Source organism: Vibrio sp. FF266 (assembly GCF_041439695.1).
GTDB classification, from domain to species: Bacteria; Pseudomonadota; Gammaproteobacteria; order Enterobacterales; family Vibrionaceae; genus Vibrio; species Vibrio tasmaniensis_A.
This window is the reverse complement of the sequence record NZ_JBGOOO010000012.1, coordinates 1-14,069: the sequence shown is the minus strand read 5'-3', so window position 1 is coordinate 14,069 and position 14,069 is coordinate 1. Positions and strand designations below refer to the sequence as shown.

Here is a 14,069-nt window from a genome sequence, read left to right as displayed (position 1 = left end):
GAGATAGTCTAATCACCGAGTGGCAACAAACCACATATTCATCCTAGAACATAACAATTATGCTAATTTTCTGGCGTGTAAATATGCGTGCAAAGTCACCAACTACCCAACAAAGCACATATCAAGATCAATTTTACGTATCTAATCACTAATTTCAGAAATAACAATGTAAAGCGCATCTTAGCCATTTAGGGGGTGAGAACGCAAAACGCCCACATCACGTATGCGATGTGGGCGTTCAAATTCTTACTGCAAGTAGTCGTGATATGGCTATATTAAGCGCTCAGCTTATAGACCCATCTCTTCAGTGAGAGCCTTGATCTGCTTGATATCCATGGTGTGAACTTCAATCATTTGTCTGATGTCACTTAAGCGGGAATTGGCATTATCCTGTTTCTCACAGGCGTCAGATTTTGTATCCCATGACGTACCATCTAAGAAAACATCACACGCTTTCTTCAAAGAACCAAGATTCTGTTCGATGTCATCTCTTTCTTTCTCGAGTTTTTCAAGCTCTTGAGATATCTGTAATTCTTTGCGGAAAAGCTCACGCGAACGTTCAAAAAGGGTCGACTGCATATCAGCTTGACGGCTCAACTTTTGATTATTTTGTTGAGTTTGTTCTAACGTTTGCTTCTGTTCGTTTAACTGCTGCTCTAACGAGTAGTTTGCTTTCTCTAAAACTGCAGATTGTTTCGCTAAATCTTGGAGTTCTTTTTGATGCTCTTCTGCCTGTTTCACTAGAGCAGCTTCTACTTTCGCATCAATTTCGGTATCAACTTTTGCCACTTTCTCTTCAACTGATGTCACCAACTGAGTTTTACTATCACGCAGTTCTTGATAACGAGTTTCTAGTACCTGATAAGTGGATTCCCACTTCGAAGCCGTGACTGTAGATCCGATTAAGCCACCTAACGCCAAACCGATAACCGCAGCAATGCCGATATAGAGCTGACTACGTTTATCGCGTTCCTCAATAACAACCACTTCATCTTGTTCGCCTTGTCCAGATTGCTGGTTCACTAGCGGGTACTCCCAAAAATTGTTTAACGTTACACGGTCACTGATACTGATACTGATACTGATACTGATACTTTAAGCTCAGTTAAACCTATTGCCCAAGCCAGAAGCACTTGAGCTTTGCTAACACGTTTATCCTATCTGCTTACAGACAGACTTAACGAGTTAACTCCGAAATCATCAGGCTGGCAGTATACAAAAGGAAGCTGCTAACGATAACTATCACTACCCATTTTTGCAGTTTTTCGTTTGTCCGGTAACGAAACAGCACAAATGCCAAAGCCAATAAAAAAACAATCGCTATTAATCGAGTCATAACTCCTCCTTGTTTCTCTATTTTATACCATTTAAATAAGCAAGTTACGTCAGAGACTCGTTGTTTGATCATTTAGTTGAACAACATTTGAGCAAACAGATATTTTGTAGCTGACATCACATTTTATATGATCTAGGATACGCCTACAGATTACCTAATTATTTAGGTAATTGTTCCGATGAAGACTGCAGGAGAGTGGTTTTTAACTAAATATTAACATTTAGTTAGATAAACCCGCCGAAGAAGTAAATCTTTCAGGCGCTTTGTGCTGGAGAAATCCAGAAAAGTGAGGACTGTCGTTGGAGGAACCTCTGGAGAGAACCGTACTACTTTTTTTGTAGCAAGCGGTCGCCGAAGGAGCAAGCTTAGTGCCCGTTACTTATCTATAAGTGATTCGCTAAGTGAAACTCTCAGGCAAAAGGACAGAGGAGTGGAAAGCAACAGCCTTAATTAACAAAAGAATTCTATCTAGAAATCCGTCTGTATTAAGTAGTGCTATCGATCCCTGTGATCTGCACTGCCTTCCCTCTTCTCCTTAAATTTTATATTTATTAAGGGGAATCTATGAACCACCTACAAGCTACACTACAAACCATCAACCAATTCGTCTGGGGACCACCACTGCTTATTCTGCTAGTGGGTACAGGCATCTACTTTACTTTTCGCTTAGGCTTACTCCAGTTTAGACACCTTCCAACTGCTCTAAAAATGGTGTTCACCAAAGACAAATCCGGCAAGGGTGACGTATCAAGCTTCGCCGCTTTGTGTACTGCACTTTCCGCAACTATTGGTACAGGTAACATCGTTGGTGTAGCGACCGCAATCAAGATTGGTGGCCCTGGTGCCCTATTCTGGATGTGGCTTGCCGCTGTATTTGGTATGGCGACCAAATACGCAGAATGTCTACTTGCCGTTAAATACCGCAGAACCGATAGCAAAGGAGAAATGGTTGGCGGACCAATGTACTACCTGCAATACGGTGTCGGCTCACGAATCTTAGCGGTCATGTTCGCTGTCTTCGCGCTCGGTGTTGCTTGCTTCGGTATCGGTACCTTCCCACAAGTAAACGCTATTTTAGACGCAACTCAAATCTCATTTGGCGCTTCACGTGAAATGTCAGCGGTTGTCCTCACGATACTAGTGGCGGTTGTAACCCTTGGTGGTATTCAATCTATCGCTAAAGTAGCAGGGAAAGTCGTTCCTACGATGGCGGTGATGTACGTCGTCGCGTGTTTAAGCGTTCTTATTTCAAATGCAGACCAACTACTGAATGCCATTACCCTTGTTGTGACTTCTGCGTTTACCAACACGGCAGCAACCGGTGGTTTCTTTGGCGCGAGCATCATGCTTGCTATCCAATCAGGTATCGCTCGTGGTGTGTTCTCGAACGAATCTGGCTTAGGTAGCGCACCAATGGCTGCAGCAGCGGCTAAAACAGACTCATGTGTGAAGCAAGGACTTGTCTCTATGACAGGCACCTTCTTCGATACCATCATCATCTGTACGATGACAGGTCTGGCGCTTATCTTAACAGGCGCTTGGCAGACGGACCTTTCTGGCGCTGCGATGACCACTCACGCGTTCGCTGTTGGTTTGAATGCAGACACCCTTGGCCCTATGTTGGTTTCTGTTGGCTTAATCTTCTTTGCGTTTACAACAATTTTAGGTTGGAACTACTACGGTGAGCGCTGTGTTGTTTTCTTGCTGGGTACCAAAGCAGTATTGCCTTACAAGATTATCTTCATCGCCTTGGTTGCTTCTGGTGCATTCTTAAAGCTCGACATGATCTGGATAATCGCGGATATCGTGAACGGCCTAATGGCAATTCCGAACCTAATTGGGCTTATCTTACTGCGCCATGTTGTTATCGAAGAAACCAAGCTATTCTTCAAACCGTTAACTTCCTCAAAGGATTGCGAAGCAGTTAAAGCATAATAAGAATTGAGCGATCAAAAACGCCCGCAATGATGTGCGGGCGTTTTATTATAAAACTAATGGCTATGTGCCAGTGATTTAGATTCCAATAAACTAAGTCACTATGACTTAGCTAGGTTCTTCCATTAAAAGCTTCACACCCAGCCCCACCAGCACCATACCCGTCACTCCTTCCATCCACTTCATAAAACTCGCATTCTTAAGCAAGTTTTTAGCCGAGTTAAGTGCCCCTGCCAAACCGCATTGCCACACCATCGCAATCATAAAGTGCACCGAAGCCATCAACATAGATTGCAATAATGGTGATCCTTCAGGGTTTACGAATTGAGGTAAAAAGGCCAAATAGAAAACTGCCGTTTTTGGGTTAAGAACGTTAGACAGAAAACCTTCGCGTAGAGAACGCTTAGCACTGTATGCTTGCTGAGCTTGTTCACCCACCTTCAAACCGCCACCGTTTTTCATCAAAGCTCGTAAACTGCTTAAGCCAAGCCAGATCAGGTAAACCGCACCCACCATCTTAACGGCTTGAAAGAGTTCAGCTGACTGGGCGAGGATTGCAGAAATACCCACAGCAGAGAAAAACGCGTGTACATACAAGCCGCTACAAATACCAAAGCTGGTCATCACGCCGTCAGATAAGCCAGAACGGCTCGTATTGCGAATCACCAAAGCCGTATCTAAACCCGGCGTTAGCGTTAAAATAGTAATGGCAATTAAAAATGCCTCAAAGTTCAAAATATCCATATCATTGTCATTGTTGTTCAGCGATCTATCATCAATACCGTGTATCTGAACAATTCGCAAGCAACAATTGCCACCAGCTATACAACTCACTGATTTTGTGCACAATGGAACAGTTTGATTTGTTAAGAAATAGTAAATTCTAGGCATCGTACTGCCTCATGCTTTTATCGCTATATCTTCAACTCCGAAGGTCAGCGTCATTAAAAAGCAGAGCCATAATCAAAGTACACCAGAGATGAACCTTAACGCTGACGCTGTCCTAGGGATCATTTAAAGAAACCAAATTAAGAGTAGTCAAATGAGCGCATTCAAAAAACTAGTCGAGCACTCTCAAAAATGTTCACGCTTTCAACACCTAGCCTCTATTTGTGGTTGGGACCAAGCTTCCATGATGCCTGCCGGTGGTAACCAAGCTCGTAGTGAAGCGATGGCCGAACTTTCGGTTCATATTCACGGGTTGATGACGCAACCACAGCTTGGCGATTGGATTGCAGATGCTGAAAACGAAGCGCTAAATGGCGAGCAACAATCGTCTCTGCGTGAAATTAAACGCCAATGGCAACAAGCTAACCTACTTCCAGAAAAACTGGTTGAAGCGAAATCTCTAGCGGGTTCAAAGTGTGAACATGCATGGCGCAGCCAACGTGGTAACAACGACTGGGTTGGATTCGAAAAGAACTGGCGTGAAGTGGTTGAGCTATCTCGTGAAGAAGCGCAGATCCGCGCCGACGCAGCGAACCTAACGCCTTATGATGCGATGCTGGATATCTATGAACCGGGCACCAGCTCTGCTTCGCTTGATATCTTGTTTGCAGACGTTAAAACTTGGCTTCCAGGCTTGATTGATGAAGTGATCGAAAAGCAGTCGAGCGAGCAATTTAATGCGCCATCTGGCACCTATTCAACCGAGAAACAGAAAGCACTGGGTTTAGAAGTCATGAAGCTGCTTCAGTTCGACTTCGAACACGGCCGATTGGATGAAAGTGTTCACCCATTCTGTGGCGGCGTACCTTCAGACGTGCGTATCACAACCCGATACGACGAAGCGGAATTCGTTCAAAGCTTAATGGGTATTGTGCATGAAACAGGACACGCACGTTACGAACAAGGCTTACCAAAACACCTAGCAGGCCAACCGGCGGGCGAAGCGCGCTCTATGGGCATCCACGAATCTCAATCTTTGTTCTTCGAGATGCAAGTTGGCCGCAGCGACCCATTCATCGGACACTTAGCAAACTTGGCGGGGCAGCAATTCTCAGGTTCAGAGTTTGAGAAAGAGAACTTCCAGAAGATCTACACTCGCGTGAAGAAAGACTTCATCCGTGTTGACGCTGATGAGCTTACCTACCCTGCACACGTTATCTTACGCTACGAAATTGAACGTGACTTGATCAACGGTAAGATCAAACACACCGATGTGCCAGAACTATGGAATACTAAGATGCAGTCATACCTTGGATTAAGCACTCAAGGCAATTTCACTAATGGCTGTATGCAGGATATTCACTGGACGGATGGTAAGCGAACAGTGATAACGTCAACCCAAGCCACTGATAACAAAGAAAAAAGATTAAAAAAACACAATTACAAAGATGGGTGCATGCAAGACATTCATTGGTGTGATGGAAGTTTTGGCTACTTTCCAAGCTACACGTTAGGTGCTATGTACGCGGCTCAATTCATGGCAACAATTAAGCAGAAAATGGACGTTGATGAGATTATCCGAAGCGGTGACCTATCACCAGTTTTCAACTGGCTCGATACGAATATTTGGAACAAAGGCTCATTGCTCACAACTGACGAACTTGTTAAACAAGCTACTGGTGAGACCTTAAACCCTGCTCATTTCAAACAGCACTTAATAGATCGTTACTTGTAGATATTAAAATGAGGTGTATTGTGCACCTCATTTTTTACTTTCTAAACTGGCTTAATGCACTTGTCTCAGATATGCAATTCAGTGATCATATTGGATATATCAACGAATTTAAGTGAGATAGAGACTGTTCTAAAAGTCTCTTGTTTAGACAAATATGAAGCTATACATCATCGGTAACGGTTTTGACATTCACCACAAGCTGGATACTTACTACACAACTTTTGGGTTGTATTTAAAAGAGCACGACCGAGAGGTCTATGATCTTCTAGTAGACCATTTCGGATTTTCAGATTTAGTTCCATCAGACAAAGAATCAATGTCTGACCCTTTATGGTCAGAATTCGAGCACAGCCTTTCACTTCTCGATACTTCCACAGTCATGGAGGCATTTGAAGACTATCTACCCGTTTATTCATCTGATGATTTTCAAGACAGAGATCGATACTCGTTTGAAATTGAGATGGAACGAGTTCTTGGTCAGCTCACAACTGATCTGTATGCATGTTTCAAGAAATTCATACTGTCAGTGAAACTACCGACTCTAGACCGTGAGTTAGCAGTCAATCTTAATCGTGACGCTCTTTATCTAACCTTCAACTACACGAATACATTGAATCACTACTATGATATCCCAGATGACAGCGTGTTGTTTATTCACGAAAAAGCTCAAATAGACGATGTTAAGCTAGTTCTTGGGCATGGCGTCGATCCAAAAAACTTTGAAGAGAAACCAGCAATGCCACCAACAGGCTTATCTGATGAAGATTATGAAAGGTGGTGTCAAGACCAAGCCGATCGATATGACTATTCATACGAGCGCGGTAAGAGCATGATTAATCATTACTTCACAGTGACTTTCAAAGGGACGGACAATATCATTGATAGAAACTCAAAGTTCTTCAATAGTATGGCTAATATAGACGAAATCTTTGTTCTTGGTCACTCACTTGCTGAAGTAGATCTACCGTACTTCAGAAAGATAGTAAGTTCAGTAAACCCTGACATTAAATGGACTGTTTCATACTACCTAGACACAGACCGACCAAAACATCTAGCCAAACTCAAATCAATTGGTGTATGGAACGCCGTAGCTTCTCGCATCGAAAACATTTAGCACTTAAGTCGCTCATTTTTCGGGGCGATTAAATTTTCTGTTTTATTTAAGACACTCTGGGCAGAGAGATTATTGTTTTTTAACCTCTATCAAAGTAAACGCAATGCTTCATTGATAATGTGGTTACATATGCAACCAAAGTAAAAATAGCGCCGACCATATGCCCAAACTAACAAAGCAGCAGAAACGAAATAAGAAGAAAAGAGCCGCACAAAAAGCAAAAATCACTCAGCAACAGCAAGAAGCTTTCGCGAAGAAAAAGCTCAAAAACATCTTAGCAAACGGACGACAAATCACTCGTCGTCAGTTTGATGCTTACTTTTACTCAAGAATGCCGCTTGTACGATTCCAAGCTATTGAAGTCGAATGGTATTCCTTCTTAAACAACACTCTCCTTGGTATTGTCTTCCAAGATGCTACTGATCGTGACTACGGCTTTGCTATTATGGGTCGAGATACTCGCAAGCTGTTCCGATGGATTAACGGAAGCAGAGACTTCCATACTACTCCAGCCAAAGCCCGAGAAGACATGGCTGTACTTATCAACTCACAATATGCGACAGAGCCACAAGACATTTATCCTCAGGGCGATGAAGTAGATCCAACTATGGATCTGTTCAACGCAACCATTCCTGAAAACAAACAACACCACGGATATAAAATAATCGCTAATGAACCTCGTTTTGAAGCGGGACGAAACATCATTAACGAAATAGCGAACTCGTTTGTCGACAATGACGGTCACTTCGTTCGTGAGTTCCAATCAGTGAACTTCAATGCACGCCTTTGGGAGATGTACTTACACGTGTACTTGCATACTCAAGGTCTGCAAATCCATAACAATCATGCTGCACCAGATTTTGAAGTCGATTATTTCGATGAGAAATACTTTATTGAAGCGGTTACCGTTAATCCATCTGGCAATCCTGCTCGTCCAGATCTACCGCCACCAGAAGATCACAAAGACATTGTTGAACGACTAAGCGACTACATGCCAATCAAATTCGGCAGTCCACTGTTCTCGAAGCTACAGCACAAGTATTGGGAGCAAGAACATGTTAAAGACCACTCTCTGATTTTTGCTATACACGACTATCACAATGACAACTCAATGACTTGGTCAAGGACAGCGTTGTCTGAATATTTGTATGGCGCAAGAGCACGTATTGTAGACGGAAAGCCAGAGCTTGAAAAAGTCGAGTTCCACGAGTGGGATGGTAAAAGAATTCCGTCTGGATTCTTTAATCAAGAAGGTGCTGAGAACATTAGTGCTGTTCTATTCAGCAACCAAGCAACAATACCTAAATTCAACCGTATGGGTAAAATTGCAGGTCTCGGTAGTAAAGATGTAACAATGCTCAGACAGGGCTTTTTGTATAATCCAGAGGGCTTACAGCCAATTCCATTTTCGAAAAATGTGGCCGACCCTGACTATGAAGAATCATGGTCTGATGGATTGGTTATGTTTCATAACCCTAACGCTGTACACAAGGTTAACCCTGATGCGTTCTCGGATATCAGCCATATTTTCTACTCAAAAGAAGAAGGATTTACTGGATTCCACCAACCTTATGATGTGTTGAACTCCATGACGGTTGTCGTGACAACAAAGCCAGAAACTGAAGTAGACGCTACGTAATTATCAAGTTGGGGTGCAAATAACATTCTTCGCAATACAGATGGAAGTTTTGGATATTTCCATAGCTACACTTTAGAAGCTATGTATGCCGCACAGTTTATGGCTTCTATGAAGAAAACTGTAGACGTGAATGGTGCGATTCAGGCGGGTGACCTTTCACCTATCTTTGCTTGGTTAAGCGATAACATCTGGAGCAAAGGCAGCTTATTAACGACTGACGAGCTAGTCACTCAGGCGACAGGGGAAACTCTAAACCCTCCACATTTCCAAAATCACCTTCGGAATCGTTATTTGTAATTTGGCGGTAAAGACTTCGACATAAGGTCTTTACTCGGTACTAAGGGCTGTCGTGCATGAATAGTGCGTTGACAAAGTCTCACCATAGATAGCCCTTCAAAGCCACATTGACTAGTTAACACAATCTAAAAATAGGTACTTAAAACTACTTTTTTAATAGCCCCTGTGTGAAAAATCCCTTCACTATAGTATTTCTGTAAACAAGGCGAACATATCAAATTATCAATATAACCAGCCTTTTGTTGACCACATCTGATACATGGTTGCCCCTCTTCTCTAGTCGCTGTCTGTACATGAGTTACTGCTGCTCTCGCTTTTCTTGGCTTCTTATAAGGTTTGTGTTTAACAGTCTCAATAACTGATTGGCGTAGAGTCTCTATTGGTGGATTTCGATCTGACTCTTCGAGCATTTTATTTAGCGTCTGACTAAGCTCTCCATGTCTTGCCGTATAGCGGGCATGAACCACCCAATTTCTTTGTCCCGAATTGAGCACATAATCCATCACAAGTGATTTAAAAGAGTCGTGAGTTTCATGTTCATACTTTGCGTACAATAATTGCAATGCTTCAAGATTGATATCGACAACCGAGATGCCTTCATATCTATTACTATCAATCATTGTACGACCTTGATAGCTAAAATGGATCCCAAATGCATAACCATTTACACAACACAGCACGTCTAATTCTGAAAGTGGTGGGGTTGGCTCAACCTCAAAAGCATCAATGTTCAATACGTGTGCCTGAGTCACCAATCCAGACACTGAAACTTCCCTCCCATACTTATCCTGCTTAGTAAGTAATAGTTTCCATTCAGGAAGTTGGATCTCAAATTGGCTTAGCTCTCGTAAACACTGCTTGATTACTAACCTTGCAACGACACAAAATGAATATTTGCACTCTATCGTCTCACCTTGTTCCTCTTTCGACTTTTTATCGTGAGCAAAATGATGAATCATCTTGTCAGGATTGAGGCCTTTTTTTGCCACTAAGTTCTGCTTGCAGCTCGGACAAACACAAGCACATGCTCTGCCCCTTTCTACTTCACTTATATCCAAATACTTGCCATCTTTGAATCCAAAAGGTATCAGCATCAGAAACCTACCTTACTTCATTTCTACTTTCTGCTGGCTTGCTAGAACTACCGCAACACAAGAGTGTTCTTTACTATTCATAAGCCGCTATCATTACTCAGGAGCCTGTTACGACATTTCGACTTCTTCGACGAAGTTGGCCAAAACGCACTCGATAATCAATCATAAGCATATCAATATTCTCATTCTAGGAACACTGGTATAGCCTCGCTCTTCCACCATTTACTCAAATAAGTTATCTTGCACTTATGATTAAATTCAAATCATCTCACCAAATATGTTGACTAATTTTTATTATTTGATATTGAATGCATAAGTTATTACATTGAAGATATATAATAACTTACATTCCAAACCAACAAGTCAATAAAAAGCAATTTACGATCAACATATAACTTTAATTATTTTTTAAAAATAAACAAAACATATCAGTTAATAAACACAATGTCAGTTGAACTCGTAAGAATAACTTATTAAAATATAATAAACAAAGAGCCTTCTCTGAAGTTATATTTGTATCAACTCTTACAGTTAGTGTTTGCGACTATAACAATCACCATGAGAACTTTGTTAAACTAAAAACATTGAAACAAGCCAGTACTAATTATTTCTCGTCCCTCGAAATATTAGCAGCTTGTCCTGCGGAGCCTCCTCGCTAGTGCTGCGGTGCTCGAACCTTACGGTTCTGCGCTCGTCGCTCCGCTCCTCAATACCACTAATAAAAATAATAAAGGTAACCCTAATGAGTATTTTTAAATTAAGCATCCGAGAAAAGCTTGACCTGATGAGTAAAAGTCAACTTATCGAACAGCGCCAACTAGTGCTTGAAGAACGAGGTGAGTACCATCATTTAAGAGATGTAGAGGAGAAACTCGAAGTACTAAACCTCATAGAAAAGCGTCTTAACAAGCCCAATCGAGGTAGGCCTCGAAAAGCTTCAGAATCCAAATGCAGCGTACAGGTCAAAATCAATATTACCCCGCAAGAAAAAGCTGAACTTACCTACCGAATGAATCGTTTGGGCTACAAGCACCTATCAACCTACATGCGTGATATGACGATTAACCTTACGCCCGAACTGCAAGTTAGCCAGATTGAAGGGCCCAGCGTTGATGAAGGTTTTCTTGAAGCCATAAATCAAGATATCCAGTTCTCATGTATTCAGCTCATGTATGCCCTTCAAGAGAACTCGTTAGATAAAGACCGCGTAAATGACATCATTAAGTGTCTGGCACTCATCCAGCAAAATCTTGTTGAACGGGAACAACAAGAGTTGGGTGAGTACAACTCAGATTTCGCTTTGATGCTAGCTAATAAGCACTTGAGCCAAAAACAACTACAGAAACTCGCGGACTTTAAAGAACTGCGTGAAGAAGCAACTTACATGTAACCAGAGGGCGACTACGTCGCTCCCTTCCGACTCCGTCGGGCCGAACCTATCGAATCTACATCACCACATAACAATTATAAAAAGGTGTACTTATGGCAATTCACAAGATTTTCAAAACTAAAACGCCAAACAAAAAACAATCCATCGAAGAGCAGTCTGCTGCAACCACTAGCTACGCGGCAGGCACAACCAAAGATCTACAGCAATGTGTCCGTGTCGAATACGCTTCTGGCAAGTTCAAGCCCCATGAAGAAGACGACATCATCAGTGAAAAAACTGAATTTTTGATGGCGCACAATATTTCATCACCGCTCCCTATCTTAAAAACGCCCCACCTCAAGGTTCACGAAATGGATTGGTCTGACATCGGTCGTGAGATAACAAATTATAAGAGCAAGACTGGCATGCAAAAACCCACCAGCCACCGAATGATATCTCTTCAGAAAGGCGAACAGCTTAGCCATAAACAATGGCGCAAACTCGTGAAGAAGTATATGCGCAGGATGGGACTTCAACACACAAAATATGTTGTGTTTATTCACCATGACACTGACCATAGCCACATCCACATCAACTGCGGAGCCATCGATGTCAAAACTAAGAAAGTCGTTAACGAATGGCAAAACCACCCTGAAGCAACAAAGGTTATGCGTGAAATTGAAGAGGAGTTTGGACTCGGTAACGTAGCCAACCCAGGCGACAAACTTAACGAAAGGGATAATTATTCTAAATTGAAGCCCATTCACATCGAAAAAAAAAAGCTAAAAGCGGCGATAAAGCCCAGATTCAACGCAAAATAGACTTTGTACTTGAGCAAAACAGACTTCTTGATGTCAGGCCCACCCTTCCTGTTTTCGTCGAGCAACTAGAATCCATTGGTGTACAAGTAAGATTTAGCTACAAGTCTCATAGTGACAGACTCCCTTGCGGCATGTCATACCGATTGAGTAAGCCTAACAAAACTCGAAACAAAACTAACAGGCCAGCTAAGTACTTCCCATCTTCAAAAATGGGGCATGGGAATGCTTACTCGCTGAAAAAGCTCCTGAGTAAAGGTAGATTCACTATGGAGGAAAATGATAGTAAAAGCCTCAAACAGCTAAACATGCGTGAGTCTAAACGTAGCTACGGCATCGCAAAAGATCCTATCCCAATTATTGATGGTAACAACGGCAATCTCCTCAATACCGATGACCGCTACTGTAATGTTGTATTACGCATCAAAGACAAAGACTTCACCAGAATAAGCCGAGTAGTGAAATACTCAAATCTCCGTACCTATTTACAGCTCTACAATGCAAAAGGCTCACGAAAGTACGACTCCAAGCTTCATGGCTTTGTCTTCAGGATCAGAATCAATCAAAAGTGGCACAAAGAGAGCTACAGCGAATCTTGGTTCAGTTCTCCCAAAATGACTCGTAATGAATACTCAGTACTAGTCAACCGACGTCTCGCAGAGCTGTTAATTGAATTCATTGAAACATTACTCCGCATGTTGGGTTTTGGTTCTCCAAACATCGATGTAGAAAGCCATCTCGGAGATTACAAAGAGCAACCCGACTTCTATCTGAAACGCGATGATGACCTAAATAGCGTACACACCATCTCTCAGATTTTAGATGCAATACAGGATGCTGGCGCAAGCGGGCATATCAGGCGCTACCAAGAGATGCGCGAGGAACAACACCCAAATTTAACCTTAGAAAGAACATCATAACCCATTATTTTTAGTCAACTTACCCCAATATTTGTTAAACCGAGTAAGTTGACTAAATAAATTTCCTTATTATAAGAAAACCAACACCATCAAATAAGAACCACAATTAATTAGTTACATACAACCCCACCAATAGAAATACGCACCTCTTTAATACCAAATAATTAAAATAAATCAAAAAACTTTTTATTGAAAATAATGAAATCAGAATTTACCATTAAATAAACCCTAAAAATTAAAATAACAAAAAGACAGCTTATGCTTAGTATAATAGAAGCCAATAAAATCATTTCCGACATGGACAAAAATAAATACCACTCGAAAAACATTAAGGTTTGGTATCAACTTCGTCCACCAAAAAACAATGGAAGATCAATATCTGTCAGAGGAACAGTTCTTGAAAACAACTCAGAAATCTCCTCTGAGGTTATCATACGGATACCATTAAATAAGATTACTATCGTACCACGTACAAAATATGACATTGAACGCCTATACAGCACGGAGCATTTTCAGCACGAAATAATGTCCCTTAAGGACACCTACTTTGAAAAAATCCAGGAGTATTGCAAACTTGCTGTCAAAGAGAACCTTGAGCGTATTGCAAACAAAAAGCGAGGCACAGCGACGCTCGAAAACGGCGATACCGTTCATCAATTCGCTGCCCCTATTCACCATTTGTGCGAAACAATAGAACAAATTGAACGTGCCGACGGCAGTCGCACCGATGATTCAATAGGGTTAGAGCTAAAGGCGGATGAAGCCGAGGACATCCAACAGGCCTTGGCCCGCCTAGAATCGATAATGTCAAACATGGGATACGGCTACAAAGTATCCGCCCCATGAACCCACGGGGCGACTTGTCAGTATTTGAAGTTCCAAGGCAGGAGTGCGTCGATATCAGGCTCAGCTTTCGCCAGCTCT

11 protein-coding genes, 1 pseudogene and 1 riboswitch are annotated in these 14,069 nt (G+C 42.0%); of the genes and pseudogenes, 9 read left to right on the top strand and 3 right to left on the bottom strand.

The window, feature by feature from the left end:
- Positions 1-288: 288 nt before the first annotated feature.
- A complete protein-coding gene (locus tag ACED59_RS11325) occupies positions 289-1,023 on the bottom strand; it encodes a chromosome segregation ATPase (protein WP_017099089.1) in 735 nt (244 codons plus the stop codon).
- Between the two features lie 614 nt (positions 1,024-1,637).
- Positions 1,638-1,772: riboswitch (glycine riboswitch) on the top strand.
- Positions 1,773-1,900: 128 nt separating this feature from the next.
- On the opposite strand from ACED59_RS11325, the gene ACED59_RS11320 reads away from it, so the two are divergent.
- Positions 1,901-3,271: a sodium:alanine symporter family protein gene (locus tag ACED59_RS11320; protein ID WP_017099090.1), complete on the top strand. Its 1,371-nt coding sequence runs from the start codon at positions 1,901-1,903 to the stop codon at positions 3,269-3,271.
- Between the two features lie 108 nt (positions 3,272-3,379).
- On the opposite strand, the gene ACED59_RS11315 is transcribed toward ACED59_RS11320, so the two are convergent.
- Positions 3,380-4,015, bottom strand: a complete 636-nt coding sequence (locus ACED59_RS11315) for a LysE family translocator (RefSeq protein WP_012603778.1) — start codon at positions 4,013-4,015, stop codon at positions 3,380-3,382.
- Between the two features lie 298 nt (positions 4,016-4,313).
- Between ACED59_RS11315 and ACED59_RS11310 the strand changes: the two genes are divergently transcribed.
- The 4 genes and pseudogenes from ACED59_RS11310 to ACED59_RS11295 form a co-directional block, all read left to right on the top strand.
- Positions 4,314-5,894: a carboxypeptidase M32 gene (locus ACED59_RS11310; RefSeq protein WP_371704941.1), complete on the top strand. Its 1,581-nt coding sequence runs from the start codon at positions 4,314-4,316 to the stop codon at positions 5,892-5,894.
- A gap of 154 nt (positions 5,895-6,048) precedes the next feature.
- The gene (locus ACED59_RS11305) at positions 6,049-7,008 is read left to right on the top strand and encodes a bacteriophage abortive infection AbiH family protein (protein ID WP_371704940.1); all 960 of its coding nucleotides are present in this window, start codon (positions 6,049-6,051) and stop codon (positions 7,006-7,008) included.
- A gap of 160 nt (positions 7,009-7,168) precedes the next feature.
- Positions 7,169-8,647, top strand: a complete 1,479-nt coding sequence (locus ACED59_RS11300) for a hypothetical protein (RefSeq protein ID WP_371704939.1) — start codon at positions 7,169-7,171, stop codon at positions 8,645-8,647.
- A 36-nt stretch (positions 8,648-8,683) separates the two neighbouring features.
- Positions 8,684-8,944 (top strand): annotated as a pseudogene (locus ACED59_RS11295) (carboxypeptidase M32); the annotation flags it as partial.
- A gap of 125 nt (positions 8,945-9,069) precedes the next feature.
- On the opposite strand, the gene ACED59_RS11290 reads toward ACED59_RS11295, so the two are convergent.
- The gene (locus tag ACED59_RS11290) at positions 9,070-10,038 is read right to left on the bottom strand and encodes a hypothetical protein (RefSeq protein ID WP_371704938.1); all 969 of its coding nucleotides are present in this window, start codon (positions 10,036-10,038) and stop codon (positions 9,070-9,072) included.
- 742 nt (positions 10,039-10,780) lie between these two features.
- On the opposite strand from ACED59_RS11290, the gene ACED59_RS11285 reads away from it, so the two are divergent.
- From ACED59_RS11285 to ACED59_RS11270, 4 genes are all read left to right on the top strand, one after another.
- On the top strand, positions 10,781-11,428 hold the full coding sequence (locus ACED59_RS11285; protein ID WP_371704937.1) for a hypothetical protein: 648 nt from the start codon (positions 10,781-10,783) through the stop codon (positions 11,426-11,428).
- 92 nt (positions 11,429-11,520) lie between these two features.
- The gene (locus ACED59_RS11280; RefSeq protein WP_371704936.1) at positions 11,521-12,228 is read left to right on the top strand and encodes a relaxase/mobilization nuclease domain-containing protein; all 708 of its coding nucleotides are present in this window, start codon (positions 11,521-11,523) and stop codon (positions 12,226-12,228) included.
- A 266-nt stretch (positions 12,229-12,494) separates the two neighbouring features.
- The gene (locus tag ACED59_RS11275) at positions 12,495-13,145 is read left to right on the top strand and encodes a hypothetical protein (protein WP_371731363.1); all 651 of its coding nucleotides are present in this window, start codon (positions 12,495-12,497) and stop codon (positions 13,143-13,145) included.
- 258 nt (positions 13,146-13,403) lie between these two features.
- Positions 13,404-13,991, top strand: coding sequence for a hypothetical protein (locus ACED59_RS11270; protein ID WP_371704934.1), 588 nt, complete (start codon positions 13,404-13,406; stop codon positions 13,989-13,991).
- Positions 13,992-14,069: the final 78 nt, after the last annotated feature.

Bases quoted from the DNA above. Each gene is read 5' to 3' on its own strand.
- ACED59_RS11305 (WP_371704940.1), top strand. From the start codon at position 6,049: ATGAAGCTATACATCATCGGTAACGGTTTTGACATTCACCACAAGCTG.
- ACED59_RS11290 (WP_371704938.1), bottom strand. From the start codon at position 10,038: ATGCTGATACCTTTTGGATTCAAAGATGGCAAGTATTTGGATATAAGT.
- ACED59_RS11270 (WP_371704934.1), top strand. From the start codon at position 13,404: ATGCTTAGTATAATAGAAGCCAATAAAATCATTTCCGACATGGACAAA.
- ACED59_RS11275 (WP_371731363.1), top strand. From the start codon at position 12,495: ATGGAGGAAAATGATAGTAAAAGCCTCAAACAGCTAAACATGCGTGAG.
- ACED59_RS11310 (WP_371704941.1), top strand. From the start codon at position 4,314: ATGAGCGCATTCAAAAAACTAGTCGAGCACTCTCAAAAATGTTCACGC.
- ACED59_RS11315 (WP_012603778.1), bottom strand. From the start codon at position 4,015: ATGGATATTTTGAACTTTGAGGCATTTTTAATTGCCATTACTATTTTA.
- ACED59_RS11285 (WP_371704937.1), top strand. From the start codon at position 10,781: ATGAGTATTTTTAAATTAAGCATCCGAGAAAAGCTTGACCTGATGAGT.
- ACED59_RS11320 (WP_017099090.1), top strand. From the start codon at position 1,901: ATGAACCACCTACAAGCTACACTACAAACCATCAACCAATTCGTCTGG.
- ACED59_RS11300 (WP_371704939.1), top strand. From the start codon at position 7,169: ATGCCCAAACTAACAAAGCAGCAGAAACGAAATAAGAAGAAAAGAGCC.
- ACED59_RS11280 (WP_371704936.1), top strand. From the start codon at position 11,521: ATGGCAATTCACAAGATTTTCAAAACTAAAACGCCAAACAAAAAACAA.